The sequence below is a fragment of the Sinomonas sp. P47F7 genome (genome assembly GCF_049332655.1).
GTDB lineage: Bacteria > Actinomycetota > Actinomycetes > Actinomycetales > Micrococcaceae > Sinomonas.
This window is the reverse complement of sequence record NZ_CP186327.1, coordinates 2,965,163-2,990,698: the sequence shown is the minus strand read 5'-3', so window position 1 is coordinate 2,990,698 and position 25,536 is coordinate 2,965,163. Positions and strand designations below refer to the sequence as shown.

At 70.9% G+C, this 25,536-nt stretch carries 24 protein-coding genes; 18 read left to right on the top strand and 6 right to left on the bottom strand.

Features of this window, described 5'->3' with window-relative positions; genetic code table 11:
- Positions 1-148: 148 nt before the first annotated feature.
- The 6 genes from ACOKR1_RS13930 to ACOKR1_RS13905 form a co-directional block, all read right to left on the bottom strand.
- Positions 149-628: a hypothetical protein gene (locus ACOKR1_RS13930; RefSeq protein ID WP_422933603.1), complete on the bottom strand. Its 480-nt coding sequence runs from the start codon at positions 626-628 to the stop codon at positions 149-151.
- Positions 628-1,533, bottom strand: coding sequence for a tyrosine-type recombinase/integrase (locus ACOKR1_RS13925; RefSeq protein ID WP_422933602.1), 906 nt, complete (start codon positions 1,531-1,533; stop codon positions 628-630). The genes ACOKR1_RS13930 and ACOKR1_RS13925 overlap by 1 nt, the downstream gene beginning before the upstream one ends.
- A gap of 114 nt (positions 1,534-1,647) precedes the next feature.
- Complete coding sequence (locus ACOKR1_RS13920; RefSeq protein WP_422933601.1) at positions 1,648-1,890, bottom strand: DUF2630 family protein; 243 nt, start codon at positions 1,888-1,890, stop codon at positions 1,648-1,650.
- Positions 1,891-1,961: 71 nt separating this feature from the next.
- On the bottom strand, positions 1,962-3,494 hold the full coding sequence (locus ACOKR1_RS13915; RefSeq protein ID WP_422933600.1) for an oxidoreductase: 1,533 nt from the start codon (positions 3,492-3,494) through the stop codon (positions 1,962-1,964).
- Complete coding sequence (locus tag ACOKR1_RS13910; RefSeq protein WP_422933599.1) at positions 3,491-4,363, bottom strand: FAD:protein FMN transferase; 873 nt, start codon at positions 4,361-4,363, stop codon at positions 3,491-3,493. Before ACOKR1_RS13910 ends, ACOKR1_RS13915 begins: the two co-directional genes overlap by 4 nt.
- Positions 4,364-4,371: 8 nt before the next feature.
- Positions 4,372-4,884, bottom strand: a complete 513-nt coding sequence (locus ACOKR1_RS13905) for a hypothetical protein (RefSeq protein ID WP_422933598.1) — start codon at positions 4,882-4,884, stop codon at positions 4,372-4,374.
- A 223-nt stretch (positions 4,885-5,107) separates the two neighbouring features.
- Between ACOKR1_RS13905 and ACOKR1_RS13900 the strand changes: the two genes are divergently transcribed.
- The 18 genes from ACOKR1_RS13900 (at position 5,108) to ACOKR1_RS13815 (ending at position 25,536) form a co-directional block, all read left to right on the top strand.
- Positions 5,108-6,478, top strand: coding sequence for an MFS transporter (locus ACOKR1_RS13900; RefSeq protein ID WP_422933597.1), 1,371 nt, complete (start codon positions 5,108-5,110; stop codon positions 6,476-6,478).
- Between the two features lie 4 nt (positions 6,479-6,482).
- Positions 6,483-8,141 (top strand): arginine--tRNA ligase, encoded by a 1,659-nt coding sequence (gene argS / locus ACOKR1_RS13895; protein ID WP_422933596.1) that lies wholly within the window; start codon positions 6,483-6,485, stop codon positions 8,139-8,141.
- Positions 8,142-8,161: 20 nt separating this feature from the next.
- A complete protein-coding gene (gene lysA, locus ACOKR1_RS13890) occupies positions 8,162-9,661 on the top strand; it encodes a diaminopimelate decarboxylase (protein WP_422936652.1) in 1,500 nt (499 codons plus the stop codon).
- A gap of 20 nt (positions 9,662-9,681) precedes the next feature.
- Entirely contained in the window at positions 9,682-11,040 is a 1,359-nt protein-coding gene (locus tag ACOKR1_RS13885) for a homoserine dehydrogenase (RefSeq protein ID WP_422933595.1), read from the top strand.
- Positions 11,040-12,173, top strand: coding sequence for a threonine synthase (gene thrC / locus ACOKR1_RS13880; RefSeq protein WP_422933594.1), 1,134 nt, complete (start codon positions 11,040-11,042; stop codon positions 12,171-12,173). The genes ACOKR1_RS13885 and thrC overlap by 1 nt, the downstream gene beginning before the upstream one ends.
- Positions 12,174-12,178: 5 nt before the next feature.
- On the top strand, positions 12,179-13,189 hold the full coding sequence (thrB, locus tag ACOKR1_RS13875; RefSeq protein ID WP_422933593.1) for a homoserine kinase: 1,011 nt from the start codon (positions 12,179-12,181) through the stop codon (positions 13,187-13,189).
- A gap of 286 nt (positions 13,190-13,475) precedes the next feature.
- Positions 13,476-15,566: a transcription termination factor Rho gene (gene rho / locus ACOKR1_RS13870; protein ID WP_422933592.1), complete on the top strand. Its 2,091-nt coding sequence runs from the start codon at positions 13,476-13,478 to the stop codon at positions 15,564-15,566.
- A 127-nt stretch (positions 15,567-15,693) separates the two neighbouring features.
- Entirely contained in the window at positions 15,694-16,767 is a 1,074-nt protein-coding gene (gene prfA, locus ACOKR1_RS13865) for a peptide chain release factor 1 (protein WP_422933591.1), read from the top strand.
- Positions 16,768-16,889: 122 nt separating this feature from the next.
- Positions 16,890-17,765, top strand: a complete 876-nt coding sequence (gene prmC / locus ACOKR1_RS13860) for a peptide chain release factor N(5)-glutamine methyltransferase (protein ID WP_422933590.1) — start codon at positions 16,890-16,892, stop codon at positions 17,763-17,765.
- Positions 17,762-18,601 carry an L-threonylcarbamoyladenylate synthase gene (locus tag ACOKR1_RS13855; RefSeq protein WP_422933589.1) on the top strand — a complete coding sequence of 280 codons (840 nt, stop codon included), beginning with the start codon at positions 17,762-17,764 and terminating at the stop codon, positions 18,599-18,601. The genes prmC and ACOKR1_RS13855 overlap by 4 nt, the downstream gene beginning before the upstream one ends.
- Complete coding sequence (locus ACOKR1_RS13850) at positions 18,594-20,471, top strand: glycosyltransferase (RefSeq protein ID WP_422933588.1); 1,878 nt, start codon at positions 18,594-18,596, stop codon at positions 20,469-20,471. Before ACOKR1_RS13855 ends, ACOKR1_RS13850 begins: the two co-directional genes overlap by 8 nt.
- Positions 20,472-20,475: 4 nt before the next feature.
- Positions 20,476-22,011 carry an MraY family glycosyltransferase gene (locus ACOKR1_RS13845; RefSeq protein ID WP_422933587.1) on the top strand — a complete coding sequence of 512 codons (1,536 nt, stop codon included), beginning with the start codon at positions 20,476-20,478 and terminating at the stop codon, positions 22,009-22,011.
- 94 nt (positions 22,012-22,105) lie between these two features.
- Entirely contained in the window at positions 22,106-22,636 is a 531-nt protein-coding gene (locus ACOKR1_RS13840) for a hypothetical protein (RefSeq protein ID WP_422933586.1), read from the top strand.
- Complete coding sequence (locus ACOKR1_RS13835; protein ID WP_422933585.1) at positions 22,629-22,925, top strand: AtpZ/AtpI family protein; 297 nt, start codon at positions 22,629-22,631, stop codon at positions 22,923-22,925. The genes ACOKR1_RS13840 and ACOKR1_RS13835 overlap by 8 nt, the downstream gene beginning before the upstream one ends.
- Positions 22,926-23,013: 88 nt before the next feature.
- A complete protein-coding gene (gene atpB / locus ACOKR1_RS13830; protein WP_422933584.1) occupies positions 23,014-23,814 on the top strand; it encodes a F0F1 ATP synthase subunit A in 801 nt (266 codons plus the stop codon).
- 64 nt (positions 23,815-23,878) lie between these two features.
- Complete coding sequence (atpE, locus tag ACOKR1_RS13825; RefSeq protein ID WP_043119941.1) at positions 23,879-24,097, top strand: ATP synthase F0 subunit C; 219 nt, start codon at positions 23,879-23,881, stop codon at positions 24,095-24,097.
- A 57-nt stretch (positions 24,098-24,154) separates the two neighbouring features.
- Entirely contained in the window at positions 24,155-24,706 is a 552-nt protein-coding gene (locus ACOKR1_RS13820; protein WP_415854427.1) for a F0F1 ATP synthase subunit B, read from the top strand.
- Entirely contained in the window at positions 24,706-25,536 is an 831-nt protein-coding gene (locus ACOKR1_RS13815; protein ID WP_422933583.1) for a F0F1 ATP synthase subunit delta, read from the top strand. Before ACOKR1_RS13820 ends, ACOKR1_RS13815 begins: the two co-directional genes overlap by 1 nt.

The window sequence follows — 25,536 nt, the reverse complement described above, 5'->3', positions numbered from 1 at the left end:
GGCCTCTCGGTCCTCAGACACGCGTGTCCTAGGTTCCGAGGGCCTCCCAGCCTGCCCGGCCTTATGCCGGACGTCTCGTTGTGGCGGATCTTCAGCAGGCGATTCCGCGGCCTTTTGCACAGCGTATCAATACGGGCCCGTACAGCGTTTATCCGACACGCCGGTGGATGTCGATCGATTTCGACCGGCTGTCGCGGTGGGCGAGCGTGCCGAGCACCGCGCGGAGGAGCGTCGGCACCGAGACTGTGGTGTCACCGTGCGCACAGGAATAGGGCAGCGGCTGGTCGAGCTCCACCACCGTTCCGCCCTTGACCGTCACGAGCACCGTCGGGGCCGGGGTGAGGGCCACGAGCCATCCCTCCGTTACGCCGGAGCCGCCGCACCGGAGCTGCACCCATGTGGTGCGCGAGGCGCCGGGCGCGACGAGCCCGCGGACAGGCGCCGCGGCGGCCTGGTTCCGCATGGCGTCGAGATCGGCGATACGGGCTGGGGCGTAGCCCTCCTCCATCGCGGCGTCGACGGACTCGGCCCACTCGGCCGAACCCGGCGTCAGCTCAGGTGCGACGCTGGAGACCTCCGGGGCGAGGCGTCGGATAAGGGCTTCGGTGTCGATCCGTTTCCGTCCCATCACAGGTCTCCCAGGTTCAGGTTGCGTGCTTCCTCGGCCGCGCGCTCGGCGGCTCGGGCCTTCGTGTAGCGCATCAGCATGTCGGGGCGGCTCCATCCCGCGACACTCATGAGCCCTCCCTCGCTGCCGCCCGCGGCGAGCCACCTGTGGGCCGCCGTGTGCCTCAAGCGGTGGGGGTGGAATCCGACGATGCCCGCAGCCGCGGCGCGCGTCCCGAGGGCCTTCCAGAGGCCTGAGTATCCGAACTCCTTGCCGCGGTCTCCTAGCCATAGCGCGGGGGAGGAGGCGAGCCGGTGCGTGGCCCTCGCGCGCTTATAGCGGTCGATCGCGCGCGCGGTCTGAGGGCCGAACGGCACGGGACGTCCCTTGCCGCCCTTGCCTCGTCGGATGATCGCGACGCCCGAGGCGAGGTTCACATCGTCGACCAGCATGGCCGCGCACTCGCCGGCCCGCGTTCCCGTCTCGAGCATCAGGCGCACGATGGCCTCGTCGCGGCGGTCGATGAACTCGGTCCCCGAGCACGCCTTGAGCAGGGCCTTGAGCTCGGGCTCGGTGAGAGGCTCAACGACCTTGGTGTCCATCTTGGGCGGCTTGAGCCCGAGCAGTGGGTCGGCGGGAAGCTCGCCCTCCTCGGCGAGCCAGGAAGAGAACCGCCGGACGGCGAGCTGCCGCGCGACCGCCGTGGTGCCCTCGCGCCCCGCATCCAAGAGCGAGGCGACGAAGCCGTTCACCGTGGGACGGTCGAGGACGGCGGGGCGGTCCTCGGCGGCGCACCACGCGATGAAGGCCCGGACGCCGGTCCCATAGTTGGAGATCGTCGACGGGCTCTTGCGCTCGGCCTTGAGCGAGAGCTCCCACGAGGGCAGGAGCGCTGCGAGGTCCGGGGTGCGCGGCTTCTTGGGCATGGCCCAATCATATCAATATCTTGACTCAGAGCGCTATGCGTCTTAGACTTTCAGTGTCAGCACCACATAAAACAGCCTCTCACCTGCGGAAACACCGCTCAGCGGGGCTCATTCTCAGTCGAGGTAGTTCTCCACCACGTCTGCGGACCGGACCGAGGCTTCTGAGGGGTTTTCGCCGTACTGGCGCTTCGCGCGCCGCTGGCGCAGGAGGTCCCAGCACTGGTCGAGCTGCGTTTCGACGGAGCGGAGCCGCCGCTGCTCGTCACCAGGCGTGATCTCGCCGTCGCTCACGGCCGAGCGGAGGCGATGCTCCTCGTCGATGAGCTCCTTGATGCGGGCGTGGATGTCTTGGTCCATGGTCGCTCCTTCTGCGTGGGACGTGCTCGGAGGCCAGCCTACGCCGGAAGTGCGCCCCTCAACTTCGAGAATCAGTAGCCGGAGAACGCGTCGCGGCGGACGCGACGCGCGCCGGCCGCGCGCAACGCCGGGCCCACGCCTCCCACGAACGACGGCGGCCCGGAGACGTAGGCGGTGCGCTCGCCGATGTCCGGCACGAGCTCCCGGAGGCGCTGCGGCGTGAACGGCGCCGCGCCGGCGTCCTCCGCGAAGTCGGGCACCGCCCCGCCGTCGGACGTTCTCACGACGACGCGCGCCCGCGACGCCTTGAGGACGCCTGCAAAAGCGAGCTCCTCGGCGGTCGAGACCGAGACGAGGACGACGACGTCGCCCGCCTCGCCCGAAGTCTTGAGGGCGCGCAGCATCGACGCGAACGGTGTGAGGCCGATCCCGCCCGCGACGAGGAGCACCGGGACGTCCAGATCGCGGGGAAGCACGAAGTCGCCACCCACGGCGGCGGCCCACACGCGCCGGCAGGGCTCGAGGTCCAGGAGGACCTGCTTCGCGGGGGAGACCGGCGGTGCGGTGCTGACGCCAAAGGCCACGACGTCCGAGGAGGGCGCGCTCGTGAAGCTGAACGTCCGCCGTCGTCCGGCCCAGGCGCCGCCCGCATGGGGGAGTGAGAGCTCGGCGTACTGCCCCGGAAGGAAGCGCGCCGCTCGGGTCGGGACGAAGACGAACTCGTGCGACGTCGGCGTGAGCCGCCGCCGCTCGACGAACCTCAGGTCGAGGCCCTGCGAGAGGCCGAACGCGAACGCGAGGAGGTTGCCGAGGAGCAGCGCGGTCTCCGGCGAGCCGGAGACCGGTCCGAGGCTAAACGGCAGCGCGTAGGCCGCCGCGATGACCGCCGAGTAGGCGTACTGATAGCGACGGCGGCCGGGCATCGTGAGCGGCTCGGACAGCATGAACCCCGCGAAGAACACGAGCGGCCCTTGAGCGATCGCCTGCACGATCGCTCCCACGGGGAGGATGCCCGCCGTCGCGAACACGGCCGCGGTAAGGGTCAGGGCGACCGTCGCGAACACGCTGGCCATCGCGAGCCGCTGGACGCGGTACAGCACGAGGAGCGCGCCGGGCGCCACGGCCCACAGCATCGCGGGCGTGCCCGCCCACCACGTCGCGGCGCCCCAGCCGGTGAGCCCGACCGCGAACGCCCCGAACGCGGCGGGATTGAACACATGCCGAGCGCGGAACGCGAGGACGTACTTCGAGGCGGCGGCGAGCACACACGCGAGCGCCGTCACCGCGAGGTCGAGCGGGGCGAGACTGGGCCAGAACAGGAAGTAGAGGAGCAGGCCCGTCACGAGGGCGGACTCGGAGTGCGGGCGCACGCGGAAGATCGCCGCGACGCCGCGGTTCGCGCCGTACGAGACGGCGAGGCATACGACGAGGGACGCGAGCATGGCCGGGATCCCGAAGCGCAGCCAGCCGAGGACGTTGAGCACGAGGCTGTACAGCACGAGGACGGCGAGCACGGTCAGCACGAGCCGATACGAGCTCACGCGGCCGAGCGCGGCGTCGAGGCGCACCTTGGCGGCCGCAGGGGCGGTGAGAACTGGCGTCATGAGAAGAGTCCTTCGAGGAAGGCGGGGCTGCCCTCGGCGTGTCCGTCCGAGAAGACCTGGAGCCATTCCGGCCCGCCGTTCGGGCCGGCGAACTCGGCGGCGAGGTCGGGGCCCCGGGCCACGAAGAGCGCGGTCGAGAGGGCGTCTGCCGTCATGGCGTCGGGGGCGAGGGCCCAGGCTGCGACCACGGAGCGGACCGGCGCGCCCGTCCGAGCGTCGAGGAGGTGGTGGAATCCGTCGCCCCACGCCCGGCGATTCCCCGCCGACGCGCACAGGGCCATGTCCTGGAAGTCGACGAGGCCGATCGCCTCGTCGGCGTTGTACGGGTGCTCGAGTGCCGCCCGGACCGGCTCGGCCCCCGCGTGCAGGATGTCGCCGCTCCCGTCGATGACGAATTCGCGGTGCCCCGCCTCGGCGAGGATCTCCCCGAAGCGATCCACGAGAAGCCCCTTCCCGGCGGCGCCGATGTCGAGGACGGCGGGGTACGTCAGGACGACGGCGGTGCCCTCCCACACATGGTCCGCGTCCCACAGCGGGGCTGGCTCGGGCGGACGCGACGGGACGAGCTCATAGCCCGGCCCGTAGCCGATGCGTTCGAGGCTCGAGCCGATCCACGGGTTGATGGCGCCTCGGGTCACACGGTAGAGGCGCGCATACAGCTCCGAGAGCTTCGCGCTCTCGGCCGGGAGGTCCCATGTGCCCGTTCCGGCCCGCATCTGCGCGACGAGCGAGTCCGGCCGGAAACGGCTCCAGACCCAATCGAAGCGCTCGGCCTCGCGCAGCAGCGTCCATTCGAGGGCATCGCCGAGCGGCCGGTTCGTGCCAATCTCGAACAGGGTCCCGATCGCCTCGAACGTGAACGACTCCATGGGCGGTCCTAGGAGGCTTCGCCCTTGATGATCGCGACAGCGTCGTTGAAGCCCTGGCCCGTGAGCGAGGAGCCGGAGACGACGCCGACGTTGAGATCGTCGAGCTTCTTGCCGACCACCACATCCTTGATCCCCGAGGCGAAGTGCTTCTGGTAGATCGCCGTGTTCGCGCTCGTGGGGTGCTGGGTGATCTGCACGTCCTTGACGACCCCGGACGCGAGCGTGAGCGTGACGCCGACGGTCTCCGGCCCGTTCGGGGACGTGTAGTGTCCGTCCGCGCTGTACGTGCCGTCCCTGTAGGCGTGGGCGCTCGAGCCGGCGGAACCCGCGGAGGTGGGGGCCGCCGTCGTCGGCGCTGAGGGCTCGGCGTTCCCCGCCTGCGCCGGGCCAGGCACCGCTGCGTTCGACGGCGCGCATCCCGCCACGGCGCCGACGAGCGATGCGCCCGCCAGCGCGGTGAACGCGACTTTGCGCGCGACCCGCGAGTTCGGTGCGGCGGTGGGCACGGGGGAGTCAGGCATGTGGCGGCTTCCTGCGGTCGGCGGTCCCCGGACGGCGGGGACGGTTGTCCATTAAACGTAGCCGGGGCCAGACTCGTTCAACGACGCGGGGGCTGTGTGCTGGCTGTGAGAGCCGGCCAGCTGCGGTTCCGCCGGTTGGTCGGGGCCCCGTCGTGGCCGGAATCACGGCCTTTCGCCGCGCCGAGCAATGTTTGGTATCCCGGGACTGCTGTAGCGTTTTAGGGTGAGCGAAGCGGAACCGCAGGCGATAGCCCAGGCCGGCACGAGAGCCGCCCAGTCCACCGTGCGTGGCGGGCTCCTCGCCGCGGCAGGCATCCTGATCGTCGCGTTCACGCTTCGAACAGCCGTGACGAGCGTCCCGCCGCTCACGGGCGAGATCTCGAAGGAGCTGTTCCTCCCGTCGTGGCTCGTCGGCATCCTCGGGATGCTGCCCACGGCGCTGTTCGGGATCGCCGGCCTCGTGACGCCGCTTTTCATGCGGAGGCGGAGCGTCGAAGCCATTGCCGTCATCTCGATGGCTGCCGCTGCGCTGGGCCAGATCGTCCGCGCGTTCGCCCCCGACACCGTGACGTTCCTCGCGGCCTCGGCCGTCGCGCTTGCGGGGATGGGCGCGGGCAACGTCGTGCTGCCACCCATGGTCAAGAAGTACTTCCCGCAGAAGATCGGCCTCCTGACCGCGCTCTACGTGACGATCATCAGCCTCGGGACCACGGTCCCGCCGCTGCTCGCGGTCCCCGTCGCGGGCGCCGTCGGGTGGCGCGGGTCGATCGGCTGGTGGGCGGCGATCAACGTCATCGCGATCCTGCCGTGGCTGCGGTCCTGGCCCGCGCGTCCCGCAGCGGGCCGCGGAGCCGGGGACGCGCCGTCGTCCGCGCGCGGCGCCGCACGCACGACGGCGGGGGAGGCCACTGCCCCCGCCTCACCTGAGACGGCGGTTCCGATCGTCATCCGCCCGTGGCGCGCGCCCGCCGCGTGGGCGCTCGCGCTCATGTTCGGCTGCACGTCGCTCAACACGTACACGATGTTCGGCTGGCTCCCGACGATCGCAACGGAGGCAGGGCTCAGCGCGGGCGACGCCGGGCTGCAGCTCGCGATCTTCTCGGGCCTCGGGATTCCGCTGAGCCTCGTCGTGCCGATCCTTGCGGGACGGCTCCGGAACCCGTTCCCGGTGGTGGTCTTCGGCGTAGCCTGCTTCGTGAGCGGCTACCTCGGGCTCTGGCTCGCGCCGGCCTCGGCGACGTGGCTGTGGTCCACGCTCATGGGGCTCGGCCCCGCAACATTCCCGCTGGCCCTCGTCCTCATCAACCTCCGCACCCGGTCACACCGCGCCTCGGGGGCCGTCTCGGGCTTCGCCCAAGGCGTCGGCTACACGATCGCGTGCGCCGGCCCGCTCCTCGCGGGCATCCTCCACGACGCGACCGGCGGATGGACGGCGTCGTTCGCGTTCCTTGGGATCACGCTTGCGGTGCTGGCGACTGCGGGCTGGGTCATCTGCCGGCCGCACTACATCGACGATGCCCCGGGCGTGGTCGAACCGGCGGTGGCCGCGCAACCCGCGCGGTTTCGGGGCGATGCCGCCCCGCCGGTAGGCTAGGTTCGTGACTCCCGAAGAACTCTCCTCAGCCATTTCCGCCTGCCTTGCCGACGCCGTGAGCGCCGGCGACATCGCCGTGGATGTGCCGGACGAGATCCGCGTGGAGCGACCCAAGAACCGGGAGCATGGGGACTGGGCCACGAACATCGCCCTTCAGCTCGGCAAGAAGGCCGGGATGAACCCGCGCGCGTTCGCCGAGATCCTCGCCTCCCGCCTCGGGTCACTGGAGGGCATCAAGAGCGTCGAAGTCGCTGGGCCGGGCTTCCTCAACATCACGCTTGAGGCCGCCGCCGCGGGCGCGCTCGCGAAGGCGATCGTCGAGGCGGGGCCGGACTACGGCCGCAACGACGCCCTCGCAGGGCACCTGGTCAACATGGAGTTCGTCTCGGCCAACCCGACCGGGCCCCTGCACATCGGCCACACGCGCTGGGCCGCGCTCGGCGACTCGATCGCCCGCGTGCTGCGCGCCTCGGGCGCGGACGTCACGGCCGAGTATTACATCAACGACGCCGGCAGCCAGATGAACGTCTTCGCGAACTCGGTGCTCTCCCGCCTCCACGGCCGCCCGGTTCCCGAGGGCGGGTACCCGGGGCAGTACATCGTGGACCTCGGCCACGACGTCCTCGCCCAGCACCCCGACGTGCGCGAGCTCACCGATGACGCGGCGCTGCCGATCGTGCGCCACGCCGCCTACGAGGCCCAAATGCACGACATCAAGGCGACGCTCGCGGCCTTCGGCGTCTCGTTCGACGTCTACTTCTCGGAGAAGGACGGACTGCACGACTCGGGGGCGATCGAGGCGGCGGTTGGGCGCCTCCGCGAGCAGGGCCACGTTTTCGACCTCGACGGCGCCGTGTGGCTCCGCACGACCGACTTCGGCGACGACAAGGACCGCGTGCTCGTCCGCGCGACCGGCGAGCCGACCTACTTTGCCGCCGACGCCGCGTATTACCTTTCCAAGAAGGACCGCGGCTTCCCCGAGAAGATCTACCTGCTCGGCGCCGACCACCACGGCTACGTCAACCGCCTCAAGGCCATCGCCGCGTGCGCGGGCGACGACCCCGACACGAGCATCGAGATCCTCATCGGCCAGCTCGTGTCGGTCAATGGGGCCAAACTTTCGAAGCGCGCGGGCAACATCATCGAGCTCAAGGACCTCATCGACTGGCTCGGCAAGGACGCCGTGCGCTATTCGCTCGCGCGCTTCCCCGCGGACTCTCCGCTCACGCTCGACCCCGAGCTCCTGCGGAAGCACTCGAACGAGAACCCGGTCTACTACGTCCAGTACGCCCACGCGCGCTCGCGCGGCGCGGCGCGCAACGCGGTGCAGGCCGGCGTCGAGCGCGTGGCAGACGGGCGCGAGGCGTTCGACGCCTCGCTCCTCGACCACCCGACCGAGGGTGAGCTCCTCGCCCACCTCGCGGCCTACCCGTCGATCGTGGGCAAGGCCGCCGAGTTCCGCGAGCCGCACCGCGTGGCCCGCCACCTCGAGACGATCGCGAGCGCTTACCACTCGTGGTACGACAACTGCCGCATCGCGCCGCAGGGCGACGAGGAGATCACGGACCTCAACCGCACGCGCCTGTGGCTCAACGACGCGACGAGCCAGGTCCTCGCGAATGGCCTCGACCTGCTGGGCGTCTCGGCGCCGGAGAGGATGTGACCGTGTCGAACGAGACCCTGATCCGGGTGCCCGGCGCTTCCGGCTCGCCCTTGGCCCCCGCATGGCTCGAGGTGCCCGCCGACGTCAACGCGCTCGAGGCCAAGCTGTGGGCGTACGACGTCGAGCGCACCTCACGCGGCGAGCTCGCCGTGGGCGGAATCGGCGTCGCGCAGCTCGCCGAGGAGTTCGGCACGCCGCTCTTCGTCCTGAGCGAGGACGACTTCCGGGCGCGCGCCCGCGCGTTCAAGGACGCGTTCGACGGCGCGTTCGCGGACGTGTGCGGGGGCGTGGACGTCTACTACGCGGGCAAGGCGTTCCTGAGCTCCGCGGTTGCCTCGTGGGTGGCCCAGGAGGGTCTGCGGCTCGACACGTGCTCGGGCGGCGAGCTCGCCGTCGCGGCGAAGGCCGGGCTCGCGGGCGAGCTGCTGGGCCTCCACGGGAACAACAAGTCAGACGCCGAGATCGAGCGCGCGCTCGACATGGGCGTGGGCCGCATCGTCGTGGACAGCCTCGACGAGCTCGAGCGCGTCGCGGCGATCGCGGCTGCCCGTGCCGACCAGGACCCCGAGCGGCGCGAGGTGCGCGCCAAGGTCATGCTGCGGCTCACGCCCGGCGTGCACGCGCACACGCACGAGTTCATCGCGACCGCGCACGAGGACCAGAAGTTCGGGCTGTCGATGGCCCCTGGGACCGCAAGTGCGGACTTCCGCGCCGAGGCCGCCGCGGCGGCGTCCGCGGCCGAGGAGGCCGTGGCCGCCGCAGCCGGGCACGACAGCGTCGAGCTGCTGGGCCTGCACTGCCACATCGGATCGCAGATCTTCGAGCCTGAGGGCTTCGAGGTGGCAGCGGTGAAGCTCCTGACGTTCCTCGCGACGATGCGCACGACGTACTCGCTCGCGCTCCCCGAGCTCGACCTGGGCGGCGGGCACGGCATCGCCTACACGCCCTCGGACACCCCGCGCCCTGCCGCGGAGATCGCGCAGGCGCTCGCCGCCGTCGTCCGCTCGACGTGCGGTGAGCTCGGCATCACGCCGCCGCGCATCTCGATCGAGCCGGGCCGCGCGATCGTGGGCTCGGCCGCGTTCACGCTGTACCGCGCTGGGACCACGAAGGACGTCCTGGTGGATGTGCCCGCCTCCGGCGCCACCGCGACGGCGGTGCGGCGCTACCTCTCCGTGGACGGCGGCATGAGCGACAACGCGCGCCCCGTCCTGTACGACGCCGACTACTCGGCGGTGCTGGCCGGACGCGCGTCGGACGCCGCGCCGCAGCTCACGCGCGTGGTCGGCAAGCACTGCGAGAGCGGCGACATCGTGGTGCGCGACGTGTACCTCCCCGAGGACGTCCGCCGCGGCGACCTCGTCGCGGTGCCCGGAACGGGCGCGTACTGCTGGGTGCTCTCGAGCAATTACAACTACGTGGGGCGCCCGGGCGTCGTCGCAGTGCGTCACGGTTCGGCGCGATGGATCGTCCGAGGGGAGACTGAACAGGATCTGCTCTCCCGCGACATGGGAGTGTGACCTCTTCGATGGGAGACCGGATGACGGAGACTCAGACCCAGCCGCGGCCCGCGGCGCAGCTCGTCGATCCCGCGGTGCTGCGGGTGGCGCTTTTGGGGTGTGGGACGGTGGGGAGCCAGGTGGCTCGGATCCTGCTCGAGGACGCGGGGGTGCTCGCGGCGCGGGCTGGGGCCCGGTTGGAGCTGGCGGGGATCGCGGTGCGGGACCCGGACGCTCAGCGTGACGTGGAGCTCCCGCGGGGGCTGTTCAGCGTGGACGCGGAGGCGCTGGTGGACTCGGCGGACCTGGTGGTGGAGCTCATGGGCGGGATCGAGCCGGCTCGGTCGCTGATCCTGCGGGCGGTGCGCAAGGGCGCCTCGGTCGTGACGGGGAACAAGGCCCTGCTGGCCCAGGACGGGCCGGCGCTGTTCGAGGAGGCGGACCGGAACAACGCCGAGCTGAGCTTCGAGGCCGCGGTCGCGGGCGCGATCCCGATCATCCGCCCGATCCGGGAGAGCCTCTCGGGGGACCGGATCACGCGGGTGCTGGGGATCGTGAACGGGACCACGAACTACATCCTGGACCAGATGGACACGACCGGGGCCGCGTTCGCGGACGCCCTCGCGGAGGCGCAGCGGCTCGGGTATGCGGAGGCGGACCCGACGGCGGACGTGGAGGGGCACGACGCGGCGGCGAAGGCGGCGCTGCTGGCGACGCTGGCGTTCCACACCCCGGTGGCGCTCGAGGACGTGCGCTGCCAGGGCATCGCGGGCGTGACGGCGGAGGACATCGCGGCGGCGAAGGACTCGGGCCTGGTGATCAAGCTGCTCGCGATCGCGGAGCTGGTCGAGACCCCTGATGGTGTTGAGGGGGCGAGCGTGCGGGTGCACCCGACGCTGCTGCCGCGCGAGCATCCGCTCGCGGCGGTGCGCGGTGCGTTCAACGCGGTGTTCGTCGAGGCCGAGAACGCCGGCGAGCTCATGTTCTACGGGGCCGGCGCGGGCGGGCGTCCCACGGCCTCGGCGATCATGGGCGACCTCGTCTCGACCGCCCGCCGCATCGTCGCCGGCGCGCCGGGCCGGACCGACACCGCGACGCGCAAGCTGCCCGTGCTCGGCATCGAGGCCGTCACGACGAGTTACAGCATCGGCCTCGAGGTGGCCGATCAGCTCGGCGTGCTCTCCCGCGTCGCGGCGGTCTTCGCCGAGCACGGCGTCTCGATCGAGGCCATGCGCCAGACGCTCGACGGCGGCGAGCCCGGCTCCGGCGAAGGCCGTGCGGAGCTGCGCTTCGTGACCCACCGCGCGTCGGAGAAGGCCCTCGCCGAGACCGTCGCCGACATCAAGAACCTCGACGTCGTCGAATCCGTGACGAGCGTCCTCCGAGTCGAAGGAGTCTAGTGGCCCACCAGTGGCGCGGAGTCATCCGCGAATACGCCGACCGTCTGCCCGTCACCGAGGCGACCCGCGTCATCACCCTCGGTGAGGGCGGCACGCCGCTCGTGTACGCGCAGAAGCTTTCGGCCCTCACCGGCTCCGACGTGTACCTGAAGGTCGAGGGGATGAACCCCACGGGCTCCTTCAAGGACCGCGGCATGACGATGGCCATGACGGCGGCCGTCGCGGCCGGCGCGAAGGCCGTGGTGTGCGCGTCGACCGGCAACACGTCCGCGTCTGCGGCCGCGTACGCGACGTCGGCGGGCCTCACATGCGCGGTGCTCGTGCCCGAGGGCAAGATCGCCATGGGCAAGCTGAGCCAGGCCATCGCGCACGGCGCGACGCTCCTCCAAGTCGACGGCAACTTCGACGACTGTCTCGAGATCGCCCGCAAGCTCGCCGAGGCGTACCCTGTGTTCCTCGTCAACTCGGTCAACCCCGCCCGCATCGAGGGCCAGAAGACGGCCTCGTTCGAGATCGTCGACGCGCTCGGCGATGCGCCGGACATCCACGTCCTGCCGGTGGGCAACGCCGGGAACATCTCCGCGTACTGGAAGGGCTACAAGGAGTACGCGAAGGACACCGTCTACACCTCGGGGGAGGGCGCCGGGGACGCCTCGGGCGACGAGCGCACGCTCCCTGCGGTTTCCACCAGGCTGCCCGTCATGTGGGGCTTCCAGGCCGCTGGCGCCGCGCCGTTCGTGGCTGGCCACCCCATCACGAACCCCGAGACGATCGCGACGGCGATCCGGATCGGCAACCCCGCGTCGTGGGACACCGCCATCGCGGCCCGCGACGAGTCGGGCGGCCTCATCGACGCTGTGACCGACGAGCAGATCCTCGCCGCCCACCGCTGGCTCTCCGCGAAGGAGGGCGTCTTCGTGGAGCCGGGATCGGCCGCGAGCGTCGCCGGCCTCCTCAAGCAGCACGAGGCCGGCCTGGTCCCGTCCGGGAAGACGATCGTGTGCACCGTGACGGGTCATGGCCTCAAGGATCCGCAGTGGGCGCTCCGCACCGAGGGCGGCGGGCAGGTCGAGCCGGTCAAGGTCGCGAACGACGTTGTGAGCGTCGCCTCGGCGCTCGGGCTGGAGCCGTAGGCCCCATGAGCCTTCAGACGCCGGCCGCGGCGGCCTCCCTGCGTACCGTCGCGGCCGGGCAGCGCATCACGGTGCGCGTCCCCGCGACCAGCGCGAACCTCGGGCCCGGCTACGACAGCCTTGGGCTCGCGCTGTCGCTCTACGACACCGTGAGCGTCGAAACGCTCGACGGCGACGAACTCGCCTTCGAGTTGAGCGGCGAAGGTGCGGACACTCTCCCACGGGACGCGAGCCACCTTGTGGTCCGGACGATCGATGCCGCGCTCGAGCGGCTCGGCTACCGCCGCTCGGGCCTGCGCCTCTCCGCGGTGAACGTGAGCCCGCACGGGCGCGGCCTCGGCTCGTCGGCGTCCGCGACCGTCGCGGCGGTGCTGGTTGCCGTTGAACTCGTGGACGCGGAGGTCCGCCCCGACCGGCACTGGGTGCTCCAGCTGTGCAGCGAGATCGAGGGGCATCCGGACAACGTGGCGCCCGCGATCTTCGGCTCGCTCGCGCTGTCCTGGCAGGACGGCGCGGCGTTCCGGACCGCGGTGGCGCGCGTGCACCGCGACGTGGTGCCGATCGTGGCCGTCCCTGACTACGAGCTCTCGACCGAGCTCGCGCGGTCGCTCCTTCCCTCGTCGGTTCCGCACAGTGCCGCGGCGGCGAACTCGGGCCGCGCGGCGCTGCTCGTCCACGCCCTCACGCAGGACCCGTCGCTGCTCCTCCCGGGGACCGAGGACTACCTGCACCAGGGCTACCGCGCGTCCGCGATGCGCCCGAGCGCGGCGCTCATCCGCAGGCTCCGGGGCGAGGGCCACGCGGCCGTCGTGTCCGGCGCCGGGCCTACCGTCCTGGCTCTTGCGGGCGGCGGGGCCGAGGCAGACGAGGTGGAGGCCGCCGTCGAACGCTTTGCCCGCGCGGAGGCCGGCGCGGACTCCGCGTCGCGCTACGCCCCGGAGCGCGCGACGACGTGGCGTGTCATGCGTCTAACGGTCGACGTTGAAGGTGCTAAAGTGGAAGTGCATTCGCGGTAGCTTTCGCCCACAGGGCCAACTCTCAGACGCAGCTGCTCTCCGTAGTACCCCGTGGGCCGGCCTCTCCGCTTCGAATGCCGTCCCTACCTAGCTCCGCAGCCGGTCAGTCGCTTTGCCGCCGTCGCAGAGGCGCTGCCTCCTCCGTTCGCTTGGGGCGAACCACCAGTGTGCTCCGTACGCCCGTTCTGGCGCGTCGGAGCAGCCATACTGACCGCGCTTCTGATTGCGGTCATCAACACGATGCGCCGTTTCTCTCAGCGGCGCAGTCGACGGGGAAGGATCCTTCGTGACACAGACCACTGAGCTGAACCCAGCAGTGGACACGCCCGCAGCGGGCGAATCCAAGGGCATTGCGGGCCTCAAGCTCGCGCAGCTTCAGGCACTTGCCTCCCAGCTGGGTATCACCGGCGGTTCCCGCATGCGCAAGGGCGACCTCGTGGCCGCCATCTCCGCGCACCAGAAGGGCGAGCCCGTGGTGCGCCGCAGCGCCTCCGCGGCCAAGCCCGCCGAGCAGGCCGAGGCCCAGGCCTCGGCGCTGCAGGAGGCCGTCGTCGCGGCGGCCTCCGGCGAGGAAGCTCTTGCACCCGCCCGTGGCCGCGGGCGGACCCGCCGCCGCGCGGGAAGCGACGGCGTCGTGACGCCGACCGCCGAGGCCCAGGCTCACGCCGAGTCGGCTCAGGTCGAGTCGGCTCAGGTCGAGGCCGCCTCTCGTGAGGTTGCCGCTGCCCCGACCGCGCCCGAGGCCGAAGCCGCCGAGGCGCCGCGCCAGACGCGCACCCGCAACCGCAACCGCCGCGCGTCCGGTGATGGCGTCGTGACGGAGGCCCCCGCTGCCGAGGCCACGCAGGCGACCGCCGAGTCGGCTCCGGCCGAGTCTCCGGCTGAGGCGCCTGCCCAGGCACCCACGGAGGCCGGGCCGCAGGAGGGGCAGCAGGCCGAGGGCGGCGAGGGCCGCCGTCGCGGCCGTGAGCGCGGCCAGCAGGACCGCGGCCAGCAGGAGCGCGGCCAGCAGGAGCGCGGTCAGCAGGACCAGCGCCGCGACGAGGAGGGCGAGGAGGGCGGAAGCCGCCGGAGCCGTCGCAACCGCCGCGGGCGTGACCGTGATCGCGAGGACACCGGTCGCAACGACCGCTTCCGCGACCGGAACGAGCGCCGCCGTGGGCGCAACCAGGGCCCCGAGGTCGACGACACCGAACTGACCGAGGACGACGTCCTCGTGCCCGTGGCCGGCATCCTCGACGTCCTCGAGAACTACGCGTTCATCCGCACGTCCGGCTACCTCCCGGGCCCGAACGATGTGTACGTGCCGCTCGCGCAGGTCAAGAAGTACGGCCTCCGCAAGGGCGACGCGGTCGTCGGCGCGATCCGCGCCCCGCGCGACGGCGAGGACAACCGCCAGGGCCAGGGCGGCCGCCAGAAGTTCAACGCGCTCGTCCGCGTGACGACCGTCAACGGCAAGAACCCGGAGGACACGAAGGGCCGCGTCGAGTTCACCAAGCTCGTCCCGCTCTACCCGTCCGAGCGCCTCCGCCTCGAGACCGACCCCAAGAAGATCGGCCCGCGGGTCATCGACCTCGTGGCCCCGATCGGCAAGGGCCAGCGCGGCCTCATCGTCTCCCCGCCGAAGGCCGGCAAGACGCTCATCCTGCAGTCCATCGCCAACGCGATCACCGTCAACAACCCCGAGGTCCACCTCATGATGGTCCTCGTCGACGAGCGGCCCGAAGAGGTCACGGACATGCAGCGCTCGGTCCGCGGCGAGGTCATTGCCTCGACGTTCGACCGGCCGGCCGACGACCACACGACGGTCGCCGAGCTCGCGATCGAGCGCGCCAAGCGCCTCGTCGAGATGGGCATGGACGTCGTGGTGCTCCTCGACTCGATGACCCGCCTCGGCCGCGCGTACAACCTCTCGGCCCCGGCGTCCGGCCGCATCCTCTCGGGTGGTGTCGACTCGGCCGCGCTGTACCCGCCGAAGCGCTTCTTCGGCGCGGCGCGCAACATCGAGAACGGCGGCTCGCTCACCATCATCGCGACCGCGCTCGTCGAGACGGGCTCCAAGATGGACGAGGTGATCTTCGAGGAGTTCAAGGGCACCGGCAACATGGAGCTCCGCCTGTCCCGCCAGCTCGCGGACAAGCGCATCTTCCCGGCCGTGGACGTCAACGCGTCCGGCACGCGCCGCGAGGAGAACCTCCTCTCCTCGGACGAGGTCAAGATCATGTGGCGCCTGCGCCGCGTGCTCTCGGGCCTCGACACGCAGCAGGCCCTCGAACTGCTCACGTCGAAGATTCGCGAGACGCAGTCCAACATCGAGTTCCTCCTGCAGGTGCAGAAGACGACGCTCGCCTCCAAGTCGGAGAACGACAGGCACTGACGCGCCGCACGGCGGCCGGCCCGGACACCCGGTGCCGGCCGCCGTCGTGGTTTTTAAGCCCGCCCGCAGCCGCCCCTCCCCGCCCCCACCCAACGCACCCAAGTCACCGCCCACGAAAGGCCCACACATGTTCGAGTCCGTGAAAGGACTGCTGGACGAGCACGCCGACCTGCAGAAGCAGCTGAGCGACCCCGCGGTCTACCAGGACCAGGCGCTCGCGCGAAAGCTCGGACGCCGCTCCGCCCAGCTCAACGGCATCGTGGACGCCCACACCCGCTGGAAGCAGCTCTCCGACGATCTCGAGGCCGCGCGCGAGATGGCCGCCGAGGATCCCGAGTTCGCCGCTGAGGTCCCGCAGCTTGAGGAGTCCCTCGCCGTGGCCCAGGATAAGCTGCGCCGCCTCCTGATCCCGCGCGACCCGAACGACGCGCGGAACGTGATCCTCGAGGTCAAGGGCGGCGAGGGCGGCGACGAGGCGGCGCTGTTTGCGGCCGATCTGCTCCGGATGTACACGCGCTACGCGGAGTCGAAGGGCTGGAAGACGGAGATCCTGTCCTCGACGGAATCGGACCTCGGCGGCTACAAGGACGTCCAGGTCGCGATCAAGGGCTCGTCCAACGACCCGGCGGAGGGCGTGTATGCGCACCTCAAGTACGAGGGCGGCGTGCATCGCGTCCAGCGGGTCCCGGTCACCGAGTCGCAGGGCCGTATCCACACGTCCGCCGCGGGCGTGCTCGTGTTCCCCGAGGTGGACGAGCCCGAGGAGATCGAGATCAACGCGAACGATCTCAAGATCGACGTGTACCGCTCGTCCGGACCAGGCGGCCAGTCCGTGAACACGACCGACTCGGCCGTGCGCATCACCCACCTGCCCACGGGCATCGTCGTCGCGATGCAGAACGAGAAGTCGCAGCTGCAGAACCGTGAGGCCGCGATGCGCGTGCTCCGCTCGCGGCTCCTCGCTCACCAGCAGGAGCAGATCGAGGCCGAGAACGCCGAGGTGCGCAAGTCGCAGGTCCGCACCATGGACCGCTCCGAGCGCATCCGCACGTACAACTACCCTGAGAACCGCATCGCGGACCACCGCACGGGCTACAAGGCGTACAACCTCGATGCCGTCATGAACGGCGATCTCGCGCCGGTGATCCAGTCGTGCATCGACATGGATGAGCAGCACCGCCTCGACGCGATCGGGGAGTGAGCGTGCGGGCCTCTTCGGGGGACCCCGCTGAGTCCGCCGCTGGGGAGCCCCCTGCTGGGGAGCCCCCCGCTGGGGAGCCCCCCGCTGGGGAGCCCCCCAAGGAGCAAAGCGAAGATCTCGGCGTGGCCTTGCGGCGGGCGACGGCGGTGCTCGCCGAGGCGGGTGTCCCGAGTCCGCGGGCGGACGCTGAGCTCCTCGCTGAGCACCTGCTCGGGTGCGGGCTCGGCCGGCTGCGTGCCCTCGCGGTCCTCGGCGCCCCCGTACCGGAGGGCTTCTGGGACCTCGTGGACGAGCGGGCCAAGCGCGTCCCGCTCCAGCACCTCACGGGGACCGCGCACTTCCGGCAGCTCGGGCTGAGCGTCGGCCCGGGAGTGTTCGTCCCGCGGCCGGAGACGGAGACGCTCGTGACGCTCGCCCTCGACTGGATCGGGGGCCAGAAGGGCCTCGCCCATCCGGTCGTCGTGGATCTCGGCACGGGTTCGGGCGCGATCGCGGCGTCGATCGCCGCGGAGTGTCCGTCGAGCCGCGTGCACGCCGTCGAGCTCTCGGAGCTCGCGCATGCCTGGGCCTCCCGCAACGTGTCCCTGCCCGAGGTCGGCGGCCGGGTCGAGCTCGTGCTCGGCGACCTGCGCACGGCTTTCCCCGAGCTCAACGGGGCCGTCGACGTCGTGGTGAGCAACCCGCCCTACATCCCGGAGGGGATGGTCCCGCGCGAGCCCGAGGCCGCCGAGCACGATCCGGACATGGCACTCTACGGCGGGGGAGAGGAGGGCCTCGACGTTCCGCGCGCCGCGATCGCGTCCGCGGCGCGCCTGCTGCGCCCCGGCGGCTTCTTCGCGATGGAACACGCCGAGGTCCAGGCCGAGTATCTCTCGGCGCGTCTCGCCGCGGATCCGGCGTGGACCGGTGTCGCCTCGCATCGCGACCTCAACGGGCGCCCCCGAGCCACGACCGCTGTCCGGAGCTCGCGCCCGCGCGTGGAAGAATTGGGGCCGTGACCTCGACCTACGACTGCACCGACCGGGAACGGCGGGCCGAAGGCCTCGCCCACGCCCAGCGCGCCATCGCTGCCAAGCAGTGCGTGGTGATGCCGACCGACACCGTGTACGGCATCGCCGCCGACGCGTTCTCGGCGCAGGCCGTCGCGACGCTCCTCGCGGCGAAGGGCCGCGGGCGTTCGATGCCGCCGCCCGTGCTCATCCCGCGGCTGCAGACTATGGACGGCCTCGCAGCGGACGTTCCCGACGCCGGCCGCCGCCTCGCCGAGCGCTTCTGGCCGGGCCCGCTCACGCTCATCTTCCACGCCCAGCCGTCCCTCACCTGGGACCTCGGCGACACGTACGGCACCGTGGCCCTGCGCATCCCGGCCGACGAGATCGCCCAGTCCCTCCTGACGATCACGGGTCCGCTCGCGGTCTCGTCGGCGAACCGCACGGGCCAGCCGGCGGCTCTCTCCGCCGGGAACGCGCTCGACCAGCTCGCGGAGTCCGTCGAGGTCTATCTCGACGACGGCGTGCGCCCCGCCGAGGGCGCCGAGGGCCTTCCCTCGACGATCGTGGACTGCACGGGCGAGCGGCTCCGCGTGGTGCGCCAGGGCGGGCTGAGCCTCGAGGCGCTGCGCGAGGTCGATCCGGAGATCCTGGGCTTCGGCGAGGTCGCCGAGGCGGTCGAGCCCGAGGCGCAGCCCGCTGAAGCCGCGGAGCCGGTCGAGCCCGAGGCAGCGCCCGCCGAGCCGGTTGAGCCCGAGGTCGTTGAGCCCGAGGCAACGCCCGCCGAGGCTCCCGAGCCCGAGGCAAAGCCCGCCGAGGCTCCCGCGGAGAAGCCGCGTGATTGAGCCGCGCGCTCCGCGGGTCGTCGCCGTCGTCGTGAGCTACAACCGCCGCGAGCTCCTCGAGCGTTCGCTCGCGGCGCTCGCGGCGGGGGATCGGCTTCCCGACGCCCTCGTCGTCGTCGACAACGCGTCGACGGACGGCTCGGGCGACTACCTCGAATCCGTCGAGCTGCCGTTCGAGTACGAACTCGTGCGGCTCGCCCAGAACACGGGGGGTGCGGGTGGCTTCGCGGTGGGCATGGCGGCCGCGCTCGCGCGCCACAGCCCCGACCTCGTGTGGATCATGGACGACGACACGGTGCCCCTCGCGGGCACGCTCTCCGAGGCTGTGCAGTTGTGGGACTCGTGCACCGAGACGGATCGCCCCGCGTTCATCGCAAGCCGGGTCGTGTGGTCTGATGGGCGCGATCACCCCATGAACACGATGCGCGATCGCTGGGATGCCTCGGCCGAGGACCGCACGTTCGCCGCGGTGCGCCGCGCGCGCGTGGTGCGTTCGGCGTCGTTCGTCTCGCTCTTCGTCGACGCGGAGGCGATCCGCGCGCTCGGCCTCCCCGTCGCCGACTTCTTCCTCTGGAACGACGACTTCGAGTTCACGGCGCGGCTCGCGCGCCGCCGCCTCGCGCTCGCGAGCCTGGATTCCGTGGTCGAGCACCACACGAAGGCCTACGACTCCCACACGGTCGACGTCGGCGAGCGGTTCCGCTTCGAGGTCCGCAACAAGGTCTGGACATTCTTCCGCTCGCCCGCGCTCGCACCCGTGGAGAAGGCCCTCTACGGCGCCGCGACGCTGCGGCGCTGGGGCGTCATGGTGCGGAACAGCTCGCGCCGTGGAGTGGTCCTGAAGGCCGGCCTCGAGGGGCTGCGCGAGGGACTGTCCGGCCCGCCCCGGCCGAACGCGGCGGTGCTCGCCCCCGTGGGCGGCCTCCCCGAGGGCACCCTCGACGTTGCGCCGTCACGTCCGCAGGGTGCGGACCCCGCGGACGTGACGGCGCAACGGGAAGCCCGGGCCCTGCCCGAGTTCGCGGTGCTCCTGCCCGTCTATGCGGGGGACACCGCCGCCCGCGTGCGCCGCGCGGTCGACTCCGTGACTGTGGACCAGACAGTGCCGCCCGCGCAGCTCGTGATCGTGCGCGACGGCCCGGTCGGCGAGGAGATCGAGCGCGTGCTCGAGGAAGCCGAGCGCTCGGAGCGCCTCCCGGTCGACGTCGTGCGGCTCGCCGAAGGCGTGGGGCTCGCCGAAGCGCTCGACGCGGGCCTCGAGCGGTGCCGCCACGACGTCGTCGCCCGCATGGACGCGGACGACGTCGCCCTGCCCGAGCGCTTCGAGCGGCAGCTCGCGCTGCTCGACGAGGGCTACGACATCGTGGGCTCGGCCATCGCGGAAATCGGCGACGACGAGGCCCATCACCTCGCGAGCCGCCCCGTGCCCGTGACTCACCGCGAGATCATGGCGCAGCTCGACTTCCGCACCCCGTTCAACCACCCGAGCGTCATGTACCGCGTCTCGGCGGTCCGCGCCGCCGGCGGGTACCAGGGGGTCCCGGGCATGGAGGACTACTGGCTGTGGGCCCGCATGCTGCACCGCGGGAGCCTCGGCGCGAACGTCCCCGACGTCCTGGTCCTCTACCGCGTGAGCGACGGCGCGTACGCGCGGCGAGGTGGTTCGCGGATGCTCACGGCCGAGCTGCGCCTTCAGCGCCGCATGCTGGGCGCGGGGTACATCGGGCCGGTTGGCTTCGCGCGCAACGTCCTGGTCCGCGGCGCATACCGGCTCGTGCCCACGCAGGTGCGGCGGCGCGGCTATCGCACGGCGTTCACCGAGCTCCCGACCCTCGCGGCGGCACCGGGGCGCGGAAAGGCCGCCGGCTGAGAAGATGTTCATCTACGTCCTCGTGGCCATGTTGGCCGGGATCGTCACGTACGCGACGACCGGCATCGTTCGATCGGCGGCCCTCAGGTTCGGCGTCGTCTCCCCGGTGCGCGAGCGCGACGTCCATACGCGCTCGGTACCCCGACTCGGCGGCATCGCGATGCTCGCGGGATTCGCGGTCGCGTTCTGGGCAGCCTCGCAGACGGTATGGATCCGCTCGATCTTCTTCGACACCCCGCAGACGTGGGCCGTTCTCGGGGGAGCGCTCTTCATCGTCGCGCTCGGCGCGGTCGACGACGTCGTAGAGCTCAACAGCTGGGTCAAGCTCGCCGGACAGATTGTGGCGGCCGGGATCGTGGCGGTGTGGGGACCGCGCGTCACGTTCGTGCCGCTCGGCTCAATCCCCGTCCCGCAGGAGTGGCTCCAGATCGGGCTCACGATGTTCCTCATCGTGCTCACCGTCAACGCGATCAACTTCGTCGACGGTCTCGACGGACTCGCGGCGGGCGTGGCCGCGATCGGCGGGCTCGCGTTCTTCCTCACGGCCTATTGGGTGCACCGCAACGCGCTCCTGCCGAACTACACGGATCTTTCGACCCTGCTCATGGCGCTGCTCGTTGGCATCTGCCTCGGGTTCCTGCCGCACAACGCGCATCCGGCCAAAATCTTCATGGGCGACTCCGGGTCGATGCTCTTGGGCCTCGTCATGGCGACGGGCGCCGTCGTCGCGACCGGGCAGGTCGCCTCGGGCCTCTACGATCGCGCGGAGGGCATCCCCACATTCGTGCCGGTCGTGCTCCCGATCGTGGTCATGATGCTCCCGTTCCTGGACCTCGTGCTCGCCGTTCTGCGGCGCACCGCCAGCGGGCGCTCGCCGTTCTCGCCCGACCGCGAGCATGTGCACCACAAGCTGCTCGATCTCGGCTACACCCACCGTCAGGCCGTCGCCGTCATGTACGTGTGGACGGCGTTCGTGGCGTTCGGCGGGGTCGCCTACGCGTTCGTGCCATGGGTCCCGCTCACGATCGTCAACATCGTGGTGCTGCCGACGGTCGGCTTCCTCACGATGCATCCGTGGGTGCGGGAGAGCGTGTCCGCAAGCCCCGTGCGGCGCGTGTGGCTCCGTTCAAGTGCCTGGGTCCAGCGGCTCACGAGGCCGTTTGCGGTGACGGTCGCCACCGCAACGGCGCTCGGTTTCACGGGGCTCGCGACCGGGGGAGTGCCCCTTCTGTACTCGACGTTCCTGGCGTTCGCGGTCGTCGCGTTGTGCGGTGGGACGTCGGTCGTGATCCTTCACCTCGCGGCCCCCGCGCTCCCGTTCCGCCGCCGTACGCTCGTGGCCGACGTGCTCATGAAGGTCGTCGCGCTCGCGATCGCCCTGCTCGTGGTGGGCTCCCCGACGTGGTCGGATCAGGGCTGGTACTGGCTCTCGCTCGGCGTGTGCGGGGCCGCGTGGGCCGTGTCCCAGACCGGGGTCGCGGCGTGGCAATGGCGCTGCTCGCGCGGCGGGGGAGCCTGGCGATCCAGCGTCGGCCACTGAGTTCTATCTCATGTAGAATCCTTACGCACCCACACCCACGCCGGCACCGCATCGAGGGAAATCCTCGACGGGGGCCGCCGACGAACGGTACTAGATGAACAGCACGCCCTCACGCCCCGGCCGGCCAGCCGGTCCCGCAGGCGTCGCCACGTTCTCCTCGATCTGGCTGCGCCTTGCGCTGGTGTGCACGGTCGCGGCAGGAGGCCTCGCCGTCGTCCTCGCCGCCGTCGCGTGGATCGCCACGGGCGCCGCGGCCGCGGGCAGCGTTCTGTTCGCCGCCGTCGTCGTCATCGCCTTCTTCGCCATCAGCCTCCTCGTGGGGCACGTCGTGGGGCGCACCAATCCCGCCGGCGCGATTGGGGTGTTCGCGGTCGTCTACCTCATCAAGATCGTCGGCTTCGCGGCCCTCCTCCTGTGGATCGGGACGCCCGCGTGGATCAACCCGCCGTGGTTCGGCGGGACGGGGATCGCGACCGTCGTCGTGTGGCAGGTCGCCGAGCTGTGGGGCTTCAGCCGAGTGCGGCTCCAGATCTTCAACGACCCCGAGGACGACGGCGCTCCAGGCGCCTCACCGTCGGGCCCCGCGGACACCCCGCCGTCGACCCCTGGAGGGTCCCGTGGCTGAGCCGAAGAAGGACCGCGAGGCGGGCCAGCCCCAGCCCGAAGGTGACGGCGGTTACAACGCCGGAATGGCCGTCTTCAGCTACATCATTGGCGGGATCATTGTCTGGAGTTTGATAGGGTGGGGGCTGGACACTCTCCTGAAAACCCGCTGGATCGTGCTCGTTGGAGCCTTGCTGGGGATTGTCGGTGGTCTGTACCTCGCCGGCAAGCACGGACTCTTCACGCAGCAACGCCGTTCAGCGAAATCCAACCCTCCCGACAACGAGGCCGAGGGGGACGGAAAGCCGTGATGGAGCGACCGACAATTTCACATGTGGGGGTTGAAGCCACTCGCCCCGGCACCTGCCCGATGAAGGACACTGCAAGAGAGGAAATGCGTTGACCCCGCTCACGCTTCCGGCCGCCGACAACGGCACATTCACCCCTCCCACGCTCGAAGAGTTGCACCTCCCCGCAATCCTGCCTTGGGGCGCGGACGAAGGCTTCAACAAGCAGATGCTTCTGGTCCTGCTCTCCGTCGCCTTCATCGCGTGGTTCTTCATCGCTGCCTCCCGCAAGCGGCAGCTCGTCCCCGGCAGGCTGCAGTTCCTCGGTGAGATCGCTTACGGCTTCGTCCGCAACGGCATCGGCAAGGACGTCATCGGCGGCAAGGACTTCATGACCTTCGTGCCGCTCCTGTTCACGCTTTTCTTCTTCATCCTCGTGAACAACATCTACGGCGCGGTCCCGTTCTTCCAGCTCCCCACGATGTCCCACGTCGGCGGCGCGTACTTCCTCGCGGGCCTCGTCTATGTCATCTGGATCGGCGTGGGCCTCAAGCGCTTCGGCCTCCGCTACCTCAAGCTCGCGGTCGTCCCGACCGGCGTCCCGTGGTACATCATGCCGATCGTCGTACCGATCGAGATCATCTCGAACTTTGTGGTCCGCCCGATGACGCACAGCCTCCGTCTCTTCGCGACCATGCTCGCCGGACACCTCGTCATAGCCCTCGCGGGTTCGGGCATCGCGTTCCTCGTGCTGCAGGAGAGCTTCCTCCTCAAGGGGATGAGCATCCTCGTGCTCGTCGGCGCGATCGCGATGTACATGCTCGAGGCGCTGATCATGGTCCTCCAGGCCTACGTCTTCACCCTCCTCACGGCCATCTACATCCAGGGCGCCGTCGCGGCGGACGCCCACTGAGAATTCCCCTCGGGGGAGCACCCAACCCCATCAACCTGCCTGCGGGCGATTGAAAGGAAAATCAATGAACGGCACGATCAACGGCAGCATCAACCTCATCGGCTACGGCCTGTCCGCCATCGGCGGTGCCATCGGTGTCGGCCTCGTGTTCGCGGCCTACATCAACGGCGTGGCTCGTCAGCCGGAGGCGCAGCGCGTTCTCCAGCCGCTCGCGTTCCTCGGCCTTGCTCTGACCGAGGCGCTCGCGATCCTCGGTCTCGTGTTCGCGTTCGTCCTGAAGTAAATCGGGGCAATCCGAGCCTGAGACCGAAGCAACCCAGTAGATAGGAGGGTGGTGCACATGCATCAGCTCATGGTGCACGCCGCTACCGAAAGCGCGCCGAGCCCGCTTGCGCCGAACTGGTGGGAGGTGCTCGTCACCGCCATCGGCTTCGCGATCCTGCTCTTCATCGTGGTGCGGTTCGTGGTGCCGGCGTTCGAAAAGACGTACGCCGCCCGCGCTGAGGCCATCGAAGGCGGCATCGCCAAGGCCGAGAAGGCGCAGGCCGAGGCCTCCGCCGCTCTCGAGGAGTACAAGCAGCAGCTTGTCGACGCCCGGACCGAGGCGAACCGCATCCGCGAGGAGGCGCGCGCCGAGGGGGCCCAGATCCTCGCCGAGCTCAAGGAGAAGGCGTCGGCGGAGGCCGCTCGCCTCACCGAGCAGGCCCACGCGCAGATCGAGGCCGAGCGCCAGCAGGCCCTCGTCTCGCTGCGCTCCGAGGTCGGCTCGATGGCGACGATCCTCGCGAGCCGCATTGTCGGCGAGTCCCTGGACGACGACGCGCGTGCGTCGCGCGTGGTTGACCGCTTCCTCGCGGACCTGGAAGCCCAGAACGCAGGTGCGGCGAAGTAATGGCAGGAGTATCGAGCGAATCGCTGGCGAGCGCGCTGGCGGACCTGGAGACCATGCTGCCCTCGGCGTCGCTGTCGCTGTCGGAGGAGCTCTTCAGCGTCCTCCGGACCGTCGACGCGTCGGCGGGTCTTCGCCGGGCGATGACGGACCCCTCTCGCGAGGGAGACGACAAGTCGGCCTTGGTCCAGCGGCTCCTCGCGGGCAAGGTTTCCGCTCAGGCGGTGGACATCGTGTCGCGTCTCGCCGCGCTGCGCTGGGCGGATTCCCGCGACGTCAGCGATGCACTCGAAACCCTGGCAGCGACTGTGGCCATTGCCGTGGCGGAGCAGGGCGCCGGACAGCCCGGACTGGGTGGACTGGAGCAGCTCGAGAACGATCTGTTCTCGTTCATCCGCGTGGTCGAGGACAGCCATGATCTCCAGGCCGCGCTCAGCGAGCCGCAGGCGGCGCCCCAGGCGAAGAGGGCCTTGGCTCTCAAGCTCGCCGGCGGGGCGTCGGCCGAGGCCCGGCTGCTCATCGGCCAAGCTGCCGCCGAGCCCAGGGGCCTCAAGTCCACCGTGCTCGTCAAGCGCTTCGCGGCCCTCGCGGCGAAGCGTCAGGAGCGCTGGATCGCCGAGGTCGCCGTCGCGCGTCCGCTGACCGACGACCAGCTCGACCGCCTTCAGGGCGGGCTCAACGGGCTCTACGGCCGCGAACTCAAGATCACGACGACGGTCGACCCCCAGCTTCTGGGCGGCGTCCGCGTGACGGTCGGCGATGAGGTGCTCGACGCCTCGACGCTCGCCCGGCTCACCGAACTGCGCCGCCAGCTCGCGGGGCAGGCCGGCTGA

Excerpts from the sequence above, each read along its gene's own strand:
- ACOKR1_RS13910 (WP_422933599.1), bottom strand. The coding sequence starts at position 4,363 with ATGGAGTCGTTCACGTTCGAGGCGATCGGGACCCTGTTCGAGATTGGC.
- ACOKR1_RS13840 (WP_422933586.1), top strand. The coding sequence starts at position 22,106 with ATGAACAGCACGCCCTCACGCCCCGGCCGGCCAGCCGGTCCCGCAGGC.
- ACOKR1_RS13820 (WP_415854427.1), top strand. The coding sequence starts at position 24,155 with ATGCATCAGCTCATGGTGCACGCCGCTACCGAAAGCGCGCCGAGCCCG.
- ACOKR1_RS13885 (WP_422933595.1), top strand. The coding sequence starts at position 9,682 with ATGACGGAGACTCAGACCCAGCCGCGGCCCGCGGCGCAGCTCGTCGAT.
- thrB (WP_422933593.1), top strand. The coding sequence starts at position 12,179 with ATGAGCCTTCAGACGCCGGCCGCGGCGGCCTCCCTGCGTACCGTCGCG.
- ACOKR1_RS13925 (WP_422933602.1), bottom strand. The coding sequence starts at position 1,533 with ATGCCCAAGAAGCCGCGCACCCCGGACCTCGCAGCGCTCCTGCCCTCG.
- ACOKR1_RS13815 (WP_422933583.1), top strand. The coding sequence starts at position 24,706 with ATGGCAGGAGTATCGAGCGAATCGCTGGCGAGCGCGCTGGCGGACCTG.
- ACOKR1_RS13845 (WP_422933587.1), top strand. The coding sequence starts at position 20,476 with ATGTTCATCTACGTCCTCGTGGCCATGTTGGCCGGGATCGTCACGTAC.
- ACOKR1_RS13930 (WP_422933603.1), bottom strand. The coding sequence starts at position 628 with ATGGGACGGAAACGGATCGACACCGAAGCCCTTATCCGACGCCTCGCC.
- ACOKR1_RS13915 (WP_422933600.1), bottom strand. The coding sequence starts at position 3,494 with ATGACGCCAGTTCTCACCGCCCCTGCGGCCGCCAAGGTGCGCCTCGAC.
- atpE (WP_043119941.1), top strand. The coding sequence starts at position 23,879 with ATGAACGGCACGATCAACGGCAGCATCAACCTCATCGGCTACGGCCTG.
- ACOKR1_RS13905 (WP_422933598.1), bottom strand. The coding sequence starts at position 4,884 with ATGCCTGACTCCCCCGTGCCCACCGCCGCACCGAACTCGCGGGTCGCG.
- ACOKR1_RS13920 (WP_422933601.1), bottom strand. The coding sequence starts at position 1,890 with ATGGACCAAGACATCCACGCCCGCATCAAGGAGCTCATCGACGAGGAG.
- prfA (WP_422933591.1), top strand. The coding sequence starts at position 15,694 with ATGTTCGAGTCCGTGAAAGGACTGCTGGACGAGCACGCCGACCTGCAG.